Origin of the sequence: Streptomyces sp. 2131.1 (assembly GCF_900105515.1) — a bacterium.
Lineage (GTDB): Bacteria > Actinomycetota > Actinomycetes > Streptomycetales > Streptomycetaceae > Streptomyces > Streptomyces drozdowiczii.
In genome coordinates, this window is the sequence record NZ_FNSY01000001.1 from 1,971,752 (window position 1) to 1,990,481 (window position 18,730).

The window sequence follows — 18,730 nt, forward strand, 5'->3', positions numbered from 1 at the left end:
TTGAGATCGTGAGGATTTCGAGATCGAACAGCGTGAAGTGATGTCGAGATCGGTGATTTCGAGGCGCCGGAAGGGGCGGGGAACGGGCACCGCAGGGGTTGCCTGCGCAAGGGCGCGCGCTCTCGACCGCCAGTCGCTTGATCTAGCGAGACGTTCGGCTCCTACAAAGCTAGAACAGCGGAGCCGGTCTGTCTCCACAATTACTCGGACTTCCTACTATCTGAGACGGGAGCCCCGGACCCGGGGCTCCCGGCCGCCCACGTACTCAGGCGTACTTGAGTACCCGGCCCGTGTCGAATGAACGCGCGTCGGACGAGAGTTGCGGTCATGAACGGCCTCTACGCTCTCAAGCCCTGGTACGCGGACCGGCTCTCCGGCGTCCGCGCCTCGCTGGTCCGCCGTGAGGTGTCGCCCGACACCCTCACCGCCGCCGGGGTGGCCGCCGCGGCCGGTGCCGCCGCCGCCCTGGCCTGGCTGCCCGCCCCGGTCGCCGCCCTGCCGGTCGCCGCCCTGCTGGCGGCGCGGCTCGCGTTCGCCAACCTGGACGGGGCGCTGGCCCGCGACACGGGGCGCACGACCAGGCGCGGCGCGGTCCTCAACGAGCTGGGCGACCGGGTCGCCGACCTGGTCGTGCTCGCCGGCTTCCTGGCGCTCGCCCCGCTCTGGCTGGTCGCGCTGGCCGGTCTCGCGGCGACGCTGCCCTCCTGGGTCTCGCTGGCCGGGGCCGCCGCCGGGGCGCCCCGCCGCAACGGGGGCCCGGTCGGCAAGACCGAGCGGTGCCTGCTGGTGGTGGTCGCCGCCGCGAGCGGCTGGGCCGTCCCGGTGCTGGCCGTGATCGCGGCCGGCTCCCTGCTCACCGCCGTGCTCCGGCTCGCCGGCCTCTGGCGGGAGCTGGCATGAGCGCCGTACTGATCGCCGAGGAGGCCGCCGTCCGCGCGGTGCCGCTGGTCGCGGGCGTGCTGGGCGCGGGCGGGGTCGCCGTCGCGGTGCTGCCCGCGAAGGTCCGGATGCGGGCGGAGCTGCGCAGACGGTGGCGGACCTGGGCCGTGGTCGCACCGGTCTTCCTGGGGGCGTACTTCCTGGGCGGCGGCGGCTCGTACGCGCTGGCCGCCGGGCTGGGCGTGGTCGCGGCCGGCGAGTACGCCCGGATGGCGGGGCTGCGCCGCGGCGACCTGGCCGTCCTCGCGGCGGCCTCGGCGGCCCTGCCCGCGCTGGCGTGGCTCGCCCCGCAGGTGCTGGACCTGCGGGTGGCGGCCCTGCTGCTCGTCGCGGCGGCGCTCCCCTCGGTGGTGGGCGGCGACGACCGCACGGGCTTCACCCGCACTGCCCGCACCGCCTTCGGGCTGCTGTGGATCCCGGTCGCGCTGACCGGCCTGGTCACGCTCGGGGACACGGCGGTCGCGGCGGGCCTGGCCGTGGCGCTGGGCGACGTCGGCGCCTGGTGCGGCGGTACGGCGCTGGGGCGGCGCGGTCCGCTCGCCCGGCCGCTGTCGCCGCTCTCGCCGAACAAGACGTGGGCCGGGGTGCTGGGCGCGGCCGCCGCCACCGCCGCCCTGCTGCTCGTGCTCGGCGCGTTCAGCCCTCCGCTGTGGGCGGCGGTCGTCGGCGGCTGCGTACTCGGCGACCTCGTCGAGTCGATGGTCAAGCGCGAGTCCGGTGTGAAGGACGCGGGCAACTGGCTGCCCGGCTTCGGCGGCCTGCTCGACCGGATCGACTCCCTGCTCGTGGCCCTTCTCCTGGCGATGGTGATGACGTGACGACTGCTGGAAGCACCCTCGTACGCACACCCGGTGTCCTCCCGGTCCGCTCCCGGGTCGCCTCCGCACTGCGGCGCGGCCTGTGGTGGGGCGTGCTCAGCCTCACCGGCGGGGTCGAGCGGCGCGGCCGGCTGCCGCGCGGCGGCTGCGTGGTGGTCGCCAACCACAGCTCGCACGCGGACACGGCGGCCCTCCTGGCCGCGCTCGACGCCCGGCACGGCCCGGCGATCGGGGCGGCGGCCGACTACTGGTTCGCGTCCCCGTGGCGCCGCCGGATCTGCCGCAGGCTGGCGGCCGGCTTCCCGGTGCGGCGGGCGGGCGGCGGGATGGCGGACCTGCTCTCGATGACCGGTGAGCTGCGCGAGGGCCGGGCGGTCGTGCTCTTCCCGGAGGGCACCCGCGCCGAGGACGGCAGCCTCGGCTCCTTCCACAGGGGCGCGCTGGTCCTGGCCGAGGAGGCGGGCGTGCCCGTCGTGCCGGTCGGGATCGCGGGCACCGGGCGGCTGCTGCCCAAGCACGGCCGGCTGCGCTCGTCACTGGTCCGGGTGACGATCGGTGAGCCGCTGCCCTCCGGGGTCTCCCCCGAGGCGGCCCGGGACGCGGTGCGCGCACTGCACGACCGCACGACCGCCGAACCGCTGTGCGACTCCGCGGTGCGCAGACGGGTGGCCTCCGTCGTCACCTCGCGGCTGGGACTGCCGCTGGCCTTCTGCTGGGCGTTCGCGGAGGCGCTGAGCTGGCCGCTGATGCCGGAGCTGCTGCTCGGAGCGGTCTGCGTGGCGGTGCCGCGCGCGGCGCTGAGGATGTCGCTGGGCGCGCTGGCCGGGAGCCTGGCCGGCGGGCTGCTCGCGCTGCACCTGGCGGCGGCGGGCGTGCACCTGCCGGCGCCGCTGACCACGGACCGGATGCGGGCGGAGGTCCGCGCGGAGCTGGTGGTGGAGGGGGCGTCGGCCGTGCGCCACCAGCCGTGGAACAGCATCCCGTTCAAGGTGTACGGCGCGGAGGCGGGCCGGGCCTCGGTGCCCGCGGCGGACTGGCTGGCCGCGTCGGCGGCGGCCCGGGGATCGCGGACGCTGACGGTGGGGCTCGCGTTCGCCGCGTTCGGGCTGCTGCTGCGCCGCCACCGCCGGCTGTACGGACGCTACCTGGCGCTGCTCGGCACCGGCTTCGCGGTAGGGCTCGGGCTGATCGTGCACGGGTGGGGCTGACCCGTACATGGAAACCGCCCCCCGTCCGGCAGGGGAACCGGGCGGGGGGCGGGACCCTGGGGGCGACGGGCGCCCTGGGCCGTCAGCCCTGGTGGGGGTAGGTGTACTCGGTCGGCGGGACCAGGGTCTCCTTGATGGCCCGGGTGAGGGTCCAGCGCTGGAGGTTCTGGGGGGCGCCGGCCTTGTCGTTCGTACCCGAGGCGCGGCCGCCGCCGAAGGGCTGCTGGCCGACGACGGCACCGGTCGACTTGTCGTTGATGTAGAAGTTGCCCGCGGCGTACCGCAGCTTCTCCATCGTGTACGCGGCCGCCGCGCGGTCGTTCGCGATGACGGAGCCGGTCAGGGCGTAGTCGGAGACCGACTCCATCTGCTCCAGCATCGCGTCGTACTGGTCGTCCTCGTAGACGTGCACGGCGAGGATCGGGCCGAAGTACTCGGTCGTGAAGACCTCGTTCTCCGCGTCGGTGCACTCGATGACGGTCGGGCGGACGAAGTAGCCCACCGAGTCGTCGTACGTGCCGCCCGCGACGATCGTGCATGCCGGGTCGGCGGCGGCGCGGTCGATGGCGGCCTTGTTCTTCGCGAACGAGCGGTCGTCGATGACGGCGCCCATGAAGTGCGACAGGTCGGTGACGTCGCCCATGGTGATCGAGTCGACCTCGGCCGCGAACGCCTCCTTGAAGCCGGCGTTCCAGATGGAGGCCGGGATGTAGGCGCGCGAGGTCGCCGAGCACTTCTGGCCCTGGTACTCGAAGGCACCGCGGGTCAGGGCGGTCTTCAGGATCGCGGGGTCGGCCGACGGGTGGGCGACGACGAAGTCCTTGCCACCGGTCTCGCCGACGAGCCGCGGGTAGGTGCGGTAGTTGGCGATGTTGTTGCCGACGGTCTTCCACAGGTGCTGGAAGGTCGGGGTCGAGCCGGTGAAGTGGATGCCGGCCAGGTCGCGGTGGTTCAGGGCCACCTCGGAGACGGCGATGCCGTCGCCGGTCACCAGGTTGATGACGCCCTTGGGCAGGCCGGCCTCCTCCAGGAGCTGCATGAGCAGCACGGCGGCGTGGGTCTGCGTCGGGGACGGCTTCCACACGACGACGTTGCCCATGAGGGCGGGCGCGGTCGGGAGGTTGGCGGCGATGGCCGAGAAGTTGAACGGGGTGATCGCGTAGACGAAGCCCTCCAGCGGGCGGTGGTCCATGCGGTTCCACACGCCCGGGGAGTTGGCCGGGGGCTGCTCGGCCAGGATCTGGCGCGCGTAGTGCACGTTGAAGCGCCAGAAGTCGACGAGCTCGCAGGGGCAGTCGATCTCGGCCTGCTGGGCGGTCTTGCCCTGGCCGAGCATCGTGGAGGCGGCCAGCGTCTCCCGCCACGGGCCGGAGAGCAGCTCGGCGGCGCGCAGGATGATCGCGGCGCGGTCGTCGAAGGACATCGCGCGCCAGGCCGGAGCGGCGGCCAGGGCGGCGTCGATCGCGTCCTGGGCGTCCTGCTCGGTGGCGCCGGCGAAGGTGCCGAGGACGGCCTTGTGGTTGTGGGGCTGCACGACGTCGACGCGCTCGCCGCCACCCATCCGCTTCTCGCCGCCGATGGTCATCGGCAGGTCCACCGGGTTCTGGCTGAGCTCCTTGAGCTTCGCCTCCAGGCGGGCGCGCTCCGGGGAGCCCGGGGCGTAGGAGTGGACCGGCTCGTTGACCGGCGCGGGGACCTGGGTCACAGCGTCCATGGTGTCCTTTGCTCCTTCAAGTAGAGGGGGGTGGAGGGGGGTTCAGCCCTTGGTGAGGACGGAGCGGCCGAAGAAGAGGAGGTTGGCCGGCTTCTCGGCGAGGCGGCGCATGAAGTACCCGTACCAGTCGGTGCCGTACGCGGTGTAGACACGCATGCGGTGGCCCTCGGCCGCGAGCCGGACGTGCTCGTCGCTGCGGATGCCGTACAGCATCTGGAACTCGTACTCGTCGAGCTTGCGGCCGGCCTTGCGGCCCAGCTCCTGGGCGATGGCGATCAGGCGGGGGTCGTGGGACCCGATCATCGGGTAGCCCTCGCCCTCCATCAGGGTCCTCAGGACGCGGACGTACGCCTTGTCGATCTCGGCCTTGTCCTGGTAGGCGACGGAGGCGGGCTCCTTGTAGGCGCCCTTCACGATGCGCACGCGGCTGCCGGCGGCGGCGAGACGGCGGGCGTCCTCCTCGGTGCGGAAGAGGTACGCCTGGATGACGCAGCCGGTCTGCGGGAAGTCCTTCCGCAGCTCCTCGTGGATGGCGAACATCGAGTCGAGGGTGGTGTGGTCCTCGGCGTCCAGGGTGACCGTGGTGCCGATCGCGGCGGCGGCCTCGACGACCGGGCGCACGTTGGCGAGGGCCAGCTCGTGGCCGCCGTCCAGGGACTGGCCGAACATCGAGAGCTTGACGGACATCTCGGCCCGGGCACCCAGGCCGAGGCCCTCCAGCCGGCCGATGAGCTCCAGGTAGGCGTCGCGCGCGGCGGCGGCCTGCTCGGGCGTGGTGATGTCCTCGCCGACGACGTCGAGGGTGACTTCGAGGCCCTTGCCGGTGGCGTCCTCGATGACCGGGACGACCTGGTCGACGGTCTCACCGGCGATGAAGCGGTCGACGACCTGCTTGGTGCCGGGCGCGGCCGAGATGAACCGGCGCATCCTGTCGCTGCGCGACGCGGCGAGAATCACGGGACCCAGCACGGGGCACCTCCACGGAAAGTACGAACGAAGCCACACCGCCGTACATGCCCTGTAACGAACATAAGCGGTACAGCACGGAGAACCACCGTGAAATCTAAGGATGCCGCACCCTCTCTGCCATCGACAGCTGCCACACATCCGTGGACTGGATCTCAGACATATGTCTGAAGGGGTGCGAGAATGGCCGGGTGAAGGGCGATTACCAGGAGCTGGTCGACGAGATCTCCGCGCTGCTCGGCGTCCCCGCGACGCTGGAGAACCGGGACTTCGGCCTGGTCGCCTTCGGGGCCCACGACAGCGACGACACCACGGCGATGGACCCGGTCCGCACCCGGTCGATCCTGACCCGCCGCTCCACCCCGGCGGTCCGCGCCTGGTTCGAGAACTTCGGCATCACCCGCGCCACCGGCCCCGTCCGTATCCCCGCCACCCCCGAGGCCGGCGTCTACCGAGACCGCATCTGCCTGCCGGTACGCCATCGGGGTGTGGTGCTCGGTTACGTGTGGCTGCTGGGCGCCGATCCCGGGCCGACCGACCGGCAGCTGGACGCGGCGATGGACGTGGCCGCCCGGATCGGCGCGCTGCTGGCCGACGAGGAACGGGCGGGCACCGACCTGTCCCGGGAGTTCGGCGCGGTCCTGGCCGCCGGGCGCGGCTGGCAGCGGGACATGGCGGTGGCCGCGCTGGCCGAGGCGCTCGGCCCCGACGCGGAGGGGCTGCACACCGTGGTCTGCGTGACCCCGTGGGCCGACGGCGCGCCCGCCGTGCGCACGGTCCCCTCGGCGGCGGCGCTGACCGGGGCCCCGCCGCCGGGCCGGTCCGGGCCGACCGCGCTGGCCGCGCTGATCCGGCTGCGCTCCCCCGAGGTGCTGGACCCCGCGCTGACCGCGGCCGGCCGGCTGCGCGCCGAGGCGGGGACGGCCGCCACCGCCGGGATCGCGGTCCCCCGCCGGGGCCTCGCGGAGCTGGCGGACGCCTGGCAGGAGGCGTCCGCGTCGGCCCGGGCCGCGGCGGCGGAGAGCCGGTACGGCCCGGTCGCGGACTGGTCGGCCATCGGGCCGTACCGGACGCTGACCGCGCTCGCCCCGGACACCCTGCCGGACCCGGCTGTGCGCGCCCTGCTGACCCCGGTGCAACGGGAGCTCGCCCGCACCGCGGAGGTGTTCCTGGACTGCGCGGGCCAGGCGTCCCGGACCGCCGCCGAGCTGGGCATCCACCGCCAGACGCTGTACTACCGGCTCTCCCGCGTCCAGCAGCTCACCGGACTCGACCTGAACGACGGCGAGGACCGGCTGCTGCTCCACATGGCCCTGAAGGCGGCCCGGCTCTGAGGGCCCCCGGGCTCAGCCCTCGGTGCCGCCCTCCGTCGGCCGGCCCTCCAGGGCCACCTTGAGCCCGTCCATCAGGTCCTGGGCGGACGGCGCGGAATCGGGGTCCATCATCCACTGGACCATGACCCCGGCGAGCAGCGCCTGGCAGAAGAGACCGGCCACCCGGGCCCGCTCGGGGTCGGTTTCGGGGTCGATACCGAGCATGTTCTCGGCGAGCCCGTCACGGCCCTCGCGCTGCGGGCCGACGAGGGCCTTCTGCAGTTCGGGGTCGGAGTGGATCCGGGAGACGACCTCCATCTGGAGCTGCCAGACCGCCCGGCTCTGTTCGAAGCTCCCGATCACACGCTCCCAGGCGACCCGGAACTGGTCGAGCGGCGCGGCGGCCTTCGACTCCGGCTCCCCCTCGGCTTCCTTGGTCGCGACATCGCCCCACTCCTCCGTCAGCCTGAGGAAGGCGAGGTTGAGCAGCGCCTCCTTGGAGCCGTAGTGGTAGCCGATGGAGGCGAGGTTGGTGCCCGACGCGGCCACGATGTCACGCGCCGTGGTGCGCGCGTACCCCTTCTCCAGCAGGCAGCGCTTGGCGCCTTCGAGCAGATCCTCACGATGTCCCATGACAGCAGCGTACCCGGCATGCAGACGTTTGTGTAAGACACATGTCTACATACCGGGTACGGACGGGACCCGTGGGACCCGTGAGGTTCGGCCGGTGAGGTCAGTCGGTGAGGTTCACCGTACGGGCCGAGGCGGCGCCGATCTCCGAGGAGATCTCGGCCAGCACGGCCACCGGGACGTCGTCGTCGACGGTGAGGACGACCAGCGCCTCGCCGCCCACGTCGGCGCGGGAGACCTGCATGCCCGCGATGTTCAGACCGGCCTCGCCGAGGATCCGGCCGACCGTGCCGACGACGCCGGGGCGGTCCTCGTAGCGCAGCACGATCATGTGGTCGGCGAGAGCCAGGTCCACGTCGTGCTCGCCGATCGCGACGATCTTCTGGAGGTGCTTGGGGCCGGCCAGCGTGCCGGAGACCGCGACCTCCTGGCCGTCGGAGAGCGTGCCCCGGACGGTGACCACGTTGCGGTGCTCGGGCGACTCGGAGCTGGTGGTGAGGCGTACCTCGACACCGCGCTCCTGCGCGAACAGCGGGGCGTTCACATAGGAGACCGTCTCGTCGACGACGTCCTCGAACACGCCCTTGAGTGCGGAGAGTTCGAGCACCTTGACGTCGTGCTGGGTGATCTCGCCGTACACCTCGACGTCGAGGCGGGCGGCGACCTCGCCGGCCAGCGCGGTGAAGATCCGGCCCAGCTTCTCGGCGAGCGGCAGCCCGGGGCGCACGTCCTCGGCGATGACGCCGCCCTGGACGTTGACCGCGTCGGGGACGAGCTCACCGGCGAGCGCGAGGCGCACGGACTTGGCGACCGCGATGCCCGCCTTCTCCTGGGCCTCGTCGGTGGAGGCGCCGAGGTGCGGGGTGCAGACGACCTGGTCGAACTGGAAGAGCGGGGAGTCCGTGCAGGGCTCCTTCGCGTACACGTCGAGGCCGGCGCCGGCGACGCGGCCCTCCTTGAGCGCGGAGGCGAGCGCCTCCTCGTCGACGATGCCGCCGCGCGCGGCGTTGACGATGCGCACGGTGGGCTTCACCTTGTGCAGTGCCTCGTCACCGATGAGGCCCAGCGTCTCCGGGGTCTTCGGGAGGTGCACGGTGATGAAGTCGGAGACCTCGAGCAGCTCGTCCAGCGAGAGGAGCTTGACGCCCATCTGCGCGGCACGCGCGGGCTGCACATAGGGGTCGTACGCGACGATCTTCATGCCGAAGGCGGACATCCGCTGGGCGACCAGGACGCCGATGCGGCCGAGGCCGACGACGCCGAGGGTCTTCTCGCTCAGCTCGACGCCGGTGTACTTCGAGCGCTTCCACTCGCCGTTCTTCAGCGCGGTGTTGGCCTGCGGGATGTGGCGCGCGGTGGCCACGAGCAGACCGCAGGCCAGCTCGGCGGCGGTGACGATGTTGGAGGTCGGGGCGTTCACGACCATCACGCCGGCCTTGGTGGCGGCGGAGACGTCGACGTTGTCCAGACCGACGCCCGCGCGGGCGACGACCTTCAGCTTCTTCGCGGCGGCGATGGCCTCGGCGTCGACCTTGGTGGCGGAGCGCACCAGGATGGCGTCGACATCGGCGATGGCGGGGAGGAGCTCGGCGCGGTCCGCGCCGTTGCAGTGCCGGATCTCGAAGTCCGGGCCCAGGGCGTCCACCGTGGCGGGCGACAGCTCTTCAGCGATGAGTACGACAGGTTTCGAGCTCACGTGAGTCCTCACAGATCCAGTGCGGACGGCCGTCCCGACGGCCGCAGGCGTGGAGGGGCTTGCCGCGTGGAAGACGCACGACACTGTGGGCCTGACGCGTGTATGTGGAGCAGTGTAGTCATGCGCGGGAGCACGTTCGGCGCCCCCGGGAAAGGATCACCCACACGAGGCCGGGCAGCTTGTACACACGTACGACGCCGCCTCTTCCAGCGGTGCGTGGATGCCGGGGGCGGGCCGTGACCCACCCCCGGCACCGGGGGTGTTACGCGTCCTCGTCGTTGACCCAGCTCATGAGCTTGCGCAGCTCACGGCCGGTGGTCTCCAGGAGGTGGTTCTCGTCGGCCTTCTTGTACTCGTTGTACTTGGGCAGGCCGTTGTGGTACTCGGCCATCCAGTTCTTGGCGAAGGTGCCGTCCTGGATCTCGGCGAGGACCTTCTTCATCTCGGCCTTGGTGGCGTCCGTGATGATGCGCGGGCCGGTGACGTAGTCGCCCCACTCGGCGGTCTCCGAGATGGACCAGCGCATCTTCTCCAGGCCGCCCTCGTACATGAGGTCCACGATGAGCTTCAGCTCGTGCAGGCACTCGAAGTACGCGATCTCCGGCTGGTAACCGGCCTCGGTCAGGGTCTCGAAACCGGCCTTGACCAGAGCGGCGGTGCCACCGCAGAGGACGGCCTGCTCGCCGAAGAGGTCGGTCTCGGTCTCCTCGGTGAAGGTCGTCTTGATGACGCCGGCGCGGGTGCCGCCGATGCCCTTGGCGTACGACAGGGCGAGCGCCAGGCCGTTGCCCGTGGCGTCCTGCTCGACGGCCACGATGCACGGAACGCCGCGGCCCTCCTCGTACTGGCGGCGGACCAGGTGGCCCGGACCCTTGGGGGCGACCATGCAGACGTCGACGTCGGCCGGCGGCTTGATGAAGTCGAAGCGGATGTTCAGGCCGTGACCGAAGAACAGCGCGTCGCCCTTCTTGAGGTTGTCCTTGATGGACTCCTCGTAGACCTGGGCCTGGATCGGGTCCGGAACGAGGATCATGATGACGTCGGCCTCGGCGGCGGCCTCGGACGGGGTCACCACGCGCAGGCCCTGCTCCTCGGCCTTGGCCTTGGACTTGGAGCCCTCGTGCAGACCGACACGGACGTCGACACCCGAGTCACGCAGCGACAGCGCGTGGGCGTGGCCCTGGCTGCCGTAGCCGATGACCGCGACCTTGCGGCCCTGGATGATGGACAGGTCGGCATCGTCGTCGTAGAACAGCTCGGCCACTGGGTCTTCTCCTTGGTGTGCAGGTGTTGCGTCCCACCGTACGGCGGGGTGCGTCAGATACGTTTTCGGGTCTCGCCATACGAGCGGCGCGGCGGGCCCCTGGTTGCTTACGCCGTGCGGTCGAGGGCGCGCAGGGACCGGTCGGTGATCGAGCGCGCGCCGCGTCCTATGGCGATGGTGCCGGACTGGACCAGCTCCTTGATGCCGTACTGCTCCAGCATCTTGAGCATCGCCTCCAGCTTGTCGGCGCCGCCGGTCGCCTCGATCGTGACGGCCTCGGGCGAGACGTCGACGGTCTTGGCGCGGAACAGCTGGACGATCTCGACGATCTGGGAGCGGGTCTCGTTGTCTGCGCGGACCTTCACCAGGACGAGCTCCCGCTGGATCGCAGCGGACGGCTCGAGTTCGACGATCTTCAGGACGTTGACCAGCTTGTTGAGCTGCTTGGTCACCTGCTCCAGGGGCAGGTCCTCGACATTCACGACGATGGTGATGCGGGAGATGTCGGGGTGTTCGGTGGTGCCGACCGCGAGCGAGTCGATGTTGAAGCCGCGGCGGGAGAACAGGGCGGTGATCCGGGCCAGGACACCGGGCTTGTTCTCGACCAGGACGGAGAGCGTGTGCTTGGTGGACATGGAAGTCGGTCTCTCTCTGTCTCTCAGTCGTCTTCGTTGTCGCCGAAGTCGGGGCGGACGCCCCGGGCGGCCATGACCTCGTCGTTGGAGGTGCCGGCGGCGACCATCGGCCACACCATGGCGTCCTCGTGGACGATGAAGTCGACGACGACCGGGCGGTCGTTGATCGCGTTGGCCTCGGCGATGACCTTGTCCAGGTCGGCCGGGTCCTCGCAGCGGATCGCGTGGCAGCCCATCGCCTCGGAGAGCTTCACGAAGTCCGGGATGCGGGTGCCCTTGTTGGGCGGGGTCTCCCCGTCCGGGCCCGCGTGCAGCACGGTGTTGGAGTACCGCTGGTTGTAGAAGAGGGTCTGCCACTGGCGGACCATCCCGAGCGCGCCGTTGTTGATGATGGCGATCTTGACCGGGATGTTGTTCAGGGCGCAGGTCGTGAGCTCCTGATTGGTCATCTGGAAGCAGCCGTCGCCGTCGATCGCCCAGACCGTGCGGTCGGGCATGCCGGCCTTGGCGCCCATCGCGGCGGGGACCGCGTAGCCCATAGTCCCGGCGCCGCCGGAGTTCAGCCAGGTGGCGGGCTGCTCGTACTGGATGAAGTGCGAGGCCCACATCTGGTGCTGGCCGACGCCCGCGGCGAAGATCGTGTCCGGCGGGGCGAGTTCGCCGATGCGCTGGATGACCTGCTGCGGCGAGAGGCTGCCGTCCTCCGGCAGGTCGTAGCCGAGCGGGTAGGTCTCGCGCCAGCGGTTCAGGTCCTTCCACCAGGCGCTGTAGTCACCGGCGTTGCCCTCGGTGTGCTCGGCCTGGACGGCCTGGACGAGGTCGGCGATGACCTCACGGGCGTCGCCCACGATCGGGACGTCGGCCGCGCGGTTCTTGCCGATCTCCGCCGGGTCGATGTCCGCGTGGACGATCTTGGCGTACGGGGCGAAGCTGTCCAGCTTGCCGGTGACGCGGTCGTCGAAGCGGGCGCCGAGCGCGACGATCAGGTCGGCCTTCTGCAGCGCGGTGACGGCGGTGACCGCGCCGTGCATGCCGGGCATTCCCACGTGCAGCGGGTGGCTGTCGGGGAAGGAGCCGAGCGCCATCAGGGTGGTGGTGACGGGCGCTCCGGTCAGCTCGGCCAGCACCTTGAGTTCGGCGGTGGCCCCGGCCTTGATGACGCCGCCGCCGACGTAGAGCACCGGGCGCTTGGCCTGGGTGATGAGCTTGGCGGCCTCGCGGATCTGCTTGGCGTGCGGCTTGGTCACCGGGCGGTAGCCGGGCAGGTCCATGACCGGCGGCCAGCTGAAGGTGGTCTTCGCCTGGAGCGCGTCCTTGGCGATGTCGACCAGGACCGGGCCGGGGCGGCCGGTGGAGGCGATGTGGAACGCCTCGGCGATCGTGTGGGCGATGTCCTCGGCGCGGGTGACCAGGAAGTTGTGCTTCGTGATCGGCATGGTGATGCCGCAGATGTCGGCTTCCTGGAAGGCGTCCGTACCGATGGCGCCGGAGGCCACCTGGCCGGTGATCGCGACCATCGGCACGGAGTCCATGGCCGCGTCGGCGATCGGGGTGACGAGGTTGGTGGCACCGGGACCCGAGGTGACCATGCAGACGCCGACCTTGCCCGTGGCCTGCGCGTAACCGGTGGCCGCGTGGCCCGCGCCCTGCTCGTGCCGGACCAGGATGTGGCGGACCCGGGTGGAGTCCATCAGCGGGTCGTAGGCCGGGAGAATGCAGCCGCCGGGGAGGCCGAATACCGTGTCGGCCCCGACTTCCTCGAGAGAACGAATGAGGGACTGCGCGCCCGTGAGGTGCTCAACGGAGGCGGCGGGCGATCCGCCGTTACGGGCCCGCGGCTGGGGATGGTGGGCCCCGGTGGCCTGCTCGGTCATCGGCATTCTCTTCTCGAAGCTGAGGTTTTTGCGAGTGTTTTACGACGTTTTGCCTGGTCCGGTGCAACAAAAAACCCCTCGTGCCGTGAGGCAAGCGAGGGGAGCGCGCCGGTGCGGTCCGCAGAGTGTCATGGAGTGACCCTGCTTCAGCCGACGCGCTTTCCAAGTACGAGAATTCGGGTGCGCATGGCATTGACCCTCTCTCCGACGCACGCGGGGTGTCAAGTGGGTGGGACGGGTGTCTCACCATGTGAACCCGTCAGCGACGGGATCGAGCCGCCCGCCAGGACGGGCTGTGCGGGCACCCCGCCGGGCACCGGAAACGTACCGCGGGCCAGGGCGCGGCGCAGGCGGTATTCGTCGAGAGGTCCGGAAAAGGCCGCGCCCTGGCCGTGCGTACACCCCATGGCGCGCAGGGCGAGGACCTGTTCCGGGACGTCGACGCCGTCCGCCACGGACTGCATGCCGAGGTCGCAGGCGATCCGCAGCAGCCCGCTGGTGATCTTGTGCAGCCGGGCCGACTCCACGACGCCCTCCACCAGGCCCCGGTCCAGCTTGAGCACGTCGATGGGGAGCCGGCGCAGGGCGTTGATCGCCGCATACCCGCTGCCGAAGCCGTCGAGGGCGATCCGCACCCCGAGGCGGCGCAGGGCGGCCAGGCGCTGTTCCAGCTCCTCGAAGGAGACCCGGGGATCGCTGTCCGCGACCTCGATCATCAGCGCCCCCGACGGCAGCCCGTACCGCGTGAGCAGCGCCTCGACGGAGCCGGCCGGGAAGCCCCGGTCGAGCAGCCTGCGGGCCGGGAGGCGGACCGCCACCGGGACGGGGTGGCCGGACCCGGCCCGGTCGGCGGCCTGCTCGACGGCCTCCTCCAGGAGCCAGCGGCCGAGCTCGGCGGTGCGGTCGCTGTCCTCGGCGATCCGGAGGAACTCGGCGGGCGTGAAGAGGATGCCCTGGGCGGATCGCCAGCGGGCCTGGGCGGCGACGGCCGCGACCGTGCCGGTGGCCAGGTGGACGACGGGCTGGTGGAGCAGCGTGAACTCGCCGTCGCGCAGGGCGCCGCGCAGCCGGGTCGCCAGCTCGGAGCGGCGCACCACGTCGGCCTGCATCTGGGGGGCGTACAGCTCGACGCGGTTCTTGCCGCCGGCCTTGGCGCGGTACATCGCGAGGTCCGCGTTGCGCATGAGGTCGTTGGGGCTGATGCCGGGTTCGGCGAAGGCGACGCCGATGGAGGCCGTGACGCGCACCTCGCCGGCGCCGATGCGGTACGGCTCGGAGAGCGTGAGGCGAAGCCGGTCGGCGATCTCGTGGACCTGGCACTCGCGGGCGTCCTGCTCGCGACCCGCGTCGCCGACGATGAGGGCGGCGAACTCGTCGCCCCCGAGGCGGGCGGCGGTGTCCCCGGCCCGGACGGACTCCTGGAGGCGGCGGGCGGCCTGGACGAGGAGCTCGTCGCCCGCCTGGTGGCCGAGCCGGTCGTTGGCCGCCTTGAAGCCGTCCAGGTCGATGAAGAGAACGGCGGTGCCGGCGTCCCCGGCCCGGCGGCCGCCGAGGGCCTGGCGGACCCGGGAGGTGAACAGGGCCCGGTTGGGCAGGTCGGTGAGCGGGTCGTGCTCGGCGTTGTGCTGCAACTGGGCCTGGAGGCGGACCCGTTCGGTGACGTCCCGGCTGTTGAGGATCAGGCCGCCCTGGTGGCGGTTGACGGTGGACTCGACGTTGAGCCAGTCGCCGGTGCCGGAGCGGAAGCGGCACTCGATGCGGGTGGCGGGCTCCTCGCCGGGCGGCGCTGCCAGGAAGCGGCGCACCTCGTGGACGACGCGGCCGAGGTCGTCGGGGTGGATGATCGAGGACAGCTCGGCGCCGACCAGCTCGTCCGCGTCGCGCCCGTAGACACCGGCGGCGGCGGGGCTGACGTAGCGCAGGACGCCGCTGGGGGCGGCGATCATGATGACGTCGCTGGAGCCCTGCACCAGGGACCGGAAGTGGTTCTCCTTCTGGGCCAGTTCCTGGGTGAGGGCGATGTTGTCGACGAGCATGATGCCCTGCCGGACGACGAGCGCGAGCACCACCGTGCACCCGGTGAAGACGACGACGCGGTCCACGCGGCGGCCCTCGATGACGTTGTACAGGATGCCCAGGGTGCAGACGGCGGCGGCGAGATACGGCGTCAGCGCGGCCAGTGAGCCGGCGATGGGGCGGCTGGTGGGGCGCGGGGCGTCCCGGTCGGCGTCCGCGACAGCGTTGTCCGCGTCCCGGGCGGCGCCCCAGGGGGCGTAAGCCAGGAGCAGCGAGCCGGCGAACCAGCCGGCGTCGAGCAACTGCCCGGAGTGGTAGGTCTGGCGCAGCAACGGCGAGGTGAACAGGGCGTCGCACAGGACGGTGAGGGCGAGCGCGGCGATGGCGGTGTTCACCGCGGCCCGGTTGACGCTGGAGCGCCGGAAGTGCAGTGCGAGGACCATCGAGACGAGCACGATGTCCAGCAGGGGGTAGGCCAGCGAGAGGGCCGCGCGAGCCACGCTGCCGCCCTCGGCGTCCGCCACGTGCGCGGTGTGGGCGAGGGCGAGGCTCCAGGACAGGGTGAGGAGCGAGCCGCCGATCAGCCAGGCGTCCAGGGCGAGGCAGACCCAGCCGGCGCGTGTGACGGGCCTCTTGGCGAGGACGAGGAGCCCGACGATGGCGGGCGGCGCGAAGCAGAGGAAGAAGAGGTCGGCGAGTGAGGGGCTCGGGACCTGGACGGCTCGCACGCACTCGTACCACCCCCAGACGGCGTTGCCGCACGAGGCCATCAGCGAGGAGAGCGCGAACAGCAGCCAGGCCGGCCGGAAGCGGATGTCGGCGGCGCGGGCGAAGAGGAAGCAGGAGACGGCGGCGGCGAGGGCGGCGGCGCTGAGGCCGAAGTCCCCCATGAACAGGGCGACCTGGGCCGATCCCCAGCCGGTGGCCGCACCCACCGCGTATCCCCCGCAGACGAGGCCGAGGGTGAGCTGCGGGAGCAGCGCGGAGGCGCGGCCCGTCCCGGACTCCCGGGCGAGGAGCGCTCCGCGGGTGCTCACCGGGGCGCTCACCGCGGCCCTCCCGCGGTCCCCGGCCGCCGGCGGCGCCGGATCACCGCACCCTCCGCCGGCCGCCGTTCGCCCTGCCGTGCCCGGTCGTTCGCCCATCGGCCGTCCATCGCCCGTCGCCCCCTCGCGTGTGGCTGGCTCCCCGGCGCCGTCCCTGCCACGGCGCAGCACCCCTTTCGGGACGATACACCAGACTCGTCACTCAGGGACATAGTTCCTCTACTCTCCGTGACGACCTGGGACGTTGTGGCCACAGAGGGGAGCCGGACGTGGCCGGTGCGTGGTCAGCCGGTGGTGCGTACGACGTTCTCCAGCGGCTGCCCCGCGGCGAAGCGGGTGAGCTGTCCGGCGATCAGCCGCCGGGCGCGCGGCAGGAACGCGGAGGTGCTGCCGCCCACGTGCGGGGTGATGAGGACGTTCGGAGCATGCCAGAGGGGGTGGCCGGACGGCAGCGGTTCGGGGTCGGTGACGTCGAGGGCGGCGCGCAGTCGGCCGGACTCGAGTTCGGAGAGCAGGGCCCCGGTGTCGACGACCGGGCCGCGCGCGACGTTGACCAGGAGTGCCCCGTCCCGCATCGCCGCGAGGAAGTCCGCGCCCGCCAGCCCCTGTGTGGAGGGGTTCAACGGGGTGGACAGGATGACCACATCGGCCTCGGGCAGCAGGGCGGGCAGGTCGTCGAGCGTGTGTACGGGGCCGCGTGCGGTTGTCCGCGCGGAGCGCGCGACGCGTGCGACCCGCGCGCACTCGAACGGCGCGAGCCGGTCCTCGATGGCCGAGCCGATCGACCCGTAGCCCACGATCAGCACGGACTTGTCGGCGAGCGCCGGGTAGAAGCCGGACCGCCACTCCTCCTCGTCCTGGCCGTGCACGAAGCCGGGGAACCCGCGCAGCGAGGCCAGGATCAGCGCGAGGGTCAGCTCGGCGGTGGACGCCTCATGGACGCCCTTGGCGTTGCACACCCGTACCCCGGCGGGCAGTCCCGCGAGGCCGGGTTCGACGTGGTCCGTGCCCGCCGACAGCGTCTGCACGACCTGGACCCGGCTCATCTCCCCGAGCGGCCGGACCGCGATCTCCATGCCCTTCATGTAGGGGACGACGTAGTAGGCGCAATCGGCCGGGTCGGCCGGGAAGTCCTCGGCACCGTCCCAGAAGTGGTATGTCAGCCCCTCGGGGAGCCCGTCGATCTCCTCGGCGGGGAGCGGCAGCCAGACCTCGGGGGCGGGGGCGGAATGCGTGGTGGAAGTCATGGTCAGGAGGCTATGCGAAGCCCGCCGGGGCGCAGAGGTTAGGTTGTTGGGCGGTGCGAGGCCGTGTCCGTGCGGTCCCGTCGTACGCCCGAAGGCCGTGGCCCGCGGCGTCTGGTGCATCCCCGAGTTCTCGGCTTCGCTCGAACAGGGGAGACCCCACTTCTCAGCGTGCCGGCCGCGATCCCCCGCACTGGACGTACTCGGGATCTCGGCCGGTGCGGCGAGAGTGCGTGCCAGGCGTCGCGGGCCAGACGGGAGTGCACGGACACGGCCTAGGGAGGGGTTCGGGAGTTGGAGCGCAGGAGTCTCGGTGCGGCGGCGCTCGCCGTGGGCGCGGTCGGTCTCGGCTGCATGCCGATGAGCTGGGCGTACAGCGCCTCCCGGCAGCGGGGCGACCGCGCGCTGCGGGCGGTGCACGCGGCGCTGGACGCGGGGGTCGATCTGCTCGACACCGCTGACATGTATGGGCCGTTCACCAACGAGCTGCTGGTGGGGCGCGCGCTGAAGGGGCGCCGGGCGCAGGCGTTCGTGTCCACCAAGTGCGGGCTGCTGGTGGGTGATCAGCACATCGTGGCCAACGGCAGGCCCGGTTATGTGCGGCGGGCCTGCGACGCCTCGCTGCGGCGGCTGCGGACCGATGTGATCGACCTGTACCAGCTGCACCGCGCCGACCCCGAGGTGCCCGTCGAGGAGACGTGGGGCGCGATGGCGGAGCTGGTCGGCGCGGGCAAGGTGCGGGCGCTGGGGCTGTGCGCGGTCGGTGCGCGGGCGTCGCGGCGGCCTGGTGCGCGGATGCATGACGGAACGATCCGGCAGCTGGAGCGCGTGCAGCAGGTCTTCCCGGTCAGCGCCGTCCAGGCCGAGCTGTCGGTGTGGTCGCCGCAGGCGCTGGAGTCGCTGCTGCCGTGGTGCGCGGACCGGGGCATCGGCTTCCTGGCCGCGATGCCGCTGGGCAACGGCTTCCTGACGGGCACGCTGACGCCGGGCCAGGGGTTCGAGCCGGAGGATCTGCGGGCCAGGCATCCCCGGTTCACGGCCGAGATGATGGCGGCGAACCAGCCGCTGGTGGTGGGGCTGCGCCGGGTCGCCGAGCGGCACGGGGCGACGCCCGCGCAGGTGGCCCTGGCCTGGGTGCTGCACCAGGGGCCGCAGGTGGTGCCGGTGCCGGGCACCAAGCGGGAGGACTGGGCCGTGGAGAACGCGGCAGCGGCCGGTCTCACCCTGACGGAACGGGACCTGGCCGAGATCGACCGGCTGCCGGCGGCGCGCGAGTCCTGGGACTAGCCGGTCCGGAAAGCGCCCCGGTCTGCGCCCGCTCGGTGTAAGAACAGGGGAAAGGCGGCAGTTGAAGGGACAGGGTGCGG

14 protein-coding genes are annotated in these 18,730 nt (G+C 72.1%); 5 read left to right on the forward strand and 9 right to left on the reverse strand.

Going from position 1 to position 18,730, the window contains the following annotated elements; translation table 11 throughout:
- The first annotated feature begins 327 nt into the window (after positions 1 to 327).
- From BLW14_RS08655 to BLW14_RS08665, 3 genes are read left to right on the forward strand one after another with little or no spacing between them, the layout of a single operon-like run.
- Positions 328 to 900 carry a CDP-alcohol phosphatidyltransferase family protein gene (locus BLW14_RS08655; protein WP_093705927.1) on the forward strand — a complete coding sequence of 191 codons (573 nt, stop codon included), beginning with the start codon at positions 328 to 330 and terminating at the stop codon, positions 898 to 900.
- Complete coding sequence (locus BLW14_RS08660; RefSeq protein ID WP_093705929.1) at positions 897 to 1,757, forward strand: phosphatidate cytidylyltransferase; 861 nt, start codon at positions 897 to 899, stop codon at positions 1,755 to 1,757. Before BLW14_RS08655 ends, BLW14_RS08660 begins: the two co-directional genes overlap by 4 nt.
- Positions 1,754 to 2,965 (forward strand): lysophospholipid acyltransferase family protein, encoded by a 1,212-nt coding sequence (locus tag BLW14_RS08665; protein ID WP_093705931.1) that lies wholly within the window; start codon positions 1,754 to 1,756, stop codon positions 2,963 to 2,965. Before BLW14_RS08660 ends, BLW14_RS08665 begins: the two co-directional genes overlap by 4 nt.
- A gap of 82 nt (positions 2,966 to 3,047) precedes the next feature.
- Here BLW14_RS08665 and pruA read toward each other — a convergent pair whose 3' ends face one another.
- Positions 3,048 to 4,679, reverse strand: coding sequence for an L-glutamate gamma-semialdehyde dehydrogenase (pruA, locus tag BLW14_RS08670; RefSeq protein WP_093705933.1), 1,632 nt, complete (start codon positions 4,677 to 4,679; stop codon positions 3,048 to 3,050).
- Positions 4,680 to 4,721: 42 nt separating this feature from the next.
- A complete protein-coding gene (locus tag BLW14_RS08675) occupies positions 4,722 to 5,648 on the reverse strand; it encodes a proline dehydrogenase family protein (protein ID WP_093705935.1) in 927 nt (308 codons plus the stop codon).
- A gap of 188 nt (positions 5,649 to 5,836) precedes the next feature.
- Between BLW14_RS08675 and BLW14_RS08680 the strand changes: the two genes are divergently transcribed.
- Positions 5,837 to 6,979: a PucR family transcriptional regulator gene (locus BLW14_RS08680; RefSeq protein ID WP_093705937.1), complete on the forward strand. Its 1,143-nt coding sequence runs from the start codon at positions 5,837 to 5,839 to the stop codon at positions 6,977 to 6,979.
- 12 nt (positions 6,980 to 6,991) lie between these two features.
- Here BLW14_RS08680 and BLW14_RS08685 read toward each other — a convergent pair whose 3' ends face one another.
- From BLW14_RS08685 to BLW14_RS08715, 7 genes are all read right to left on the reverse strand, one after another.
- Positions 6,992 to 7,591: a TetR/AcrR family transcriptional regulator gene (locus BLW14_RS08685; RefSeq protein ID WP_093705939.1), complete on the reverse strand. Its 600-nt coding sequence runs from the start codon at positions 7,589 to 7,591 to the stop codon at positions 6,992 to 6,994.
- Positions 7,592 to 7,691: 100 nt separating this feature from the next.
- A complete protein-coding gene (gene serA, locus BLW14_RS08690; RefSeq protein WP_093705941.1) occupies positions 7,692 to 9,284 on the reverse strand; it encodes a phosphoglycerate dehydrogenase in 1,593 nt (530 codons plus the stop codon).
- Positions 9,285 to 9,546: 262 nt separating this feature from the next.
- Positions 9,547 to 10,548, reverse strand: a complete 1,002-nt coding sequence (ilvC, locus tag BLW14_RS08695; protein WP_093705943.1) for a ketol-acid reductoisomerase — start codon at positions 10,546 to 10,548, stop codon at positions 9,547 to 9,549.
- 107 nt (positions 10,549 to 10,655) lie between these two features.
- Entirely contained in the window at positions 10,656 to 11,183 is a 528-nt protein-coding gene (gene ilvN / locus BLW14_RS08700; protein ID WP_018553223.1) for an acetolactate synthase small subunit, read from the reverse strand.
- Between the two features lie 23 nt (positions 11,184 to 11,206).
- Positions 11,207 to 13,063: an acetolactate synthase large subunit gene (locus BLW14_RS08705; RefSeq protein WP_093705945.1), complete on the reverse strand. Its 1,857-nt coding sequence runs from the start codon at positions 13,061 to 13,063 to the stop codon at positions 11,207 to 11,209.
- A 215-nt stretch (positions 13,064 to 13,278) separates the two neighbouring features.
- A complete protein-coding gene (locus tag BLW14_RS08710; protein ID WP_177153925.1) occupies positions 13,279 to 16,110 on the reverse strand; it encodes a putative bifunctional diguanylate cyclase/phosphodiesterase in 2,832 nt (943 codons plus the stop codon).
- A gap of 293 nt (positions 16,111 to 16,403) precedes the next feature.
- Positions 16,404 to 17,366 carry a 2-hydroxyacid dehydrogenase gene (locus BLW14_RS08715; protein WP_093705949.1) on the reverse strand — a complete coding sequence of 321 codons (963 nt, stop codon included), beginning with the start codon at positions 17,364 to 17,366 and terminating at the stop codon, positions 16,404 to 16,406.
- 291 nt (positions 17,367 to 17,657) lie between these two features.
- Here BLW14_RS08715 and BLW14_RS08720 point away from each other — a divergent pair, with 291 nt between their 5' ends.
- On the forward strand, positions 17,658 to 18,650 hold the full coding sequence (locus tag BLW14_RS08720; protein ID WP_177153926.1) for an aldo/keto reductase: 993 nt from the start codon (positions 17,658 to 17,660) through the stop codon (positions 18,648 to 18,650).
- Positions 18,651 to 18,730 lie beyond the last annotated feature (80 nt).

What these genes read in the sequence shown, in the direction of transcription:
- BLW14_RS08655 (WP_093705927.1), top strand. Translation starts at nt 328, where the DNA reads ATGAACGGCCTCTACGCTCTCAAGCCCTGGTACGCGGACCGGCTCTCC.
- BLW14_RS08660 (WP_093705929.1), top strand. Translation starts at nt 897, where the DNA reads ATGAGCGCCGTACTGATCGCCGAGGAGGCCGCCGTCCGCGCGGTGCCG.
- pruA (WP_093705933.1), bottom strand. Translation starts at nt 4,679, where the DNA reads ATGGACGCTGTGACCCAGGTCCCCGCGCCGGTCAACGAGCCGGTCCAC.
- BLW14_RS08685 (WP_093705939.1), bottom strand. Translation starts at nt 7,591, where the DNA reads ATGGGACATCGTGAGGATCTGCTCGAAGGCGCCAAGCGCTGCCTGCTG.
- ilvN (WP_018553223.1), bottom strand. Translation starts at nt 11,183, where the DNA reads ATGTCCACCAAGCACACGCTCTCCGTCCTGGTCGAGAACAAGCCCGGT.
- BLW14_RS08705 (WP_093705945.1), bottom strand. Translation starts at nt 13,063, where the DNA reads ATGCCGATGACCGAGCAGGCCACCGGGGCCCACCATCCCCAGCCGCGG.
- BLW14_RS08715 (WP_093705949.1), bottom strand. Translation starts at nt 17,366, where the DNA reads ATGACTTCCACCACGCATTCCGCCCCCGCCCCCGAGGTCTGGCTGCCG.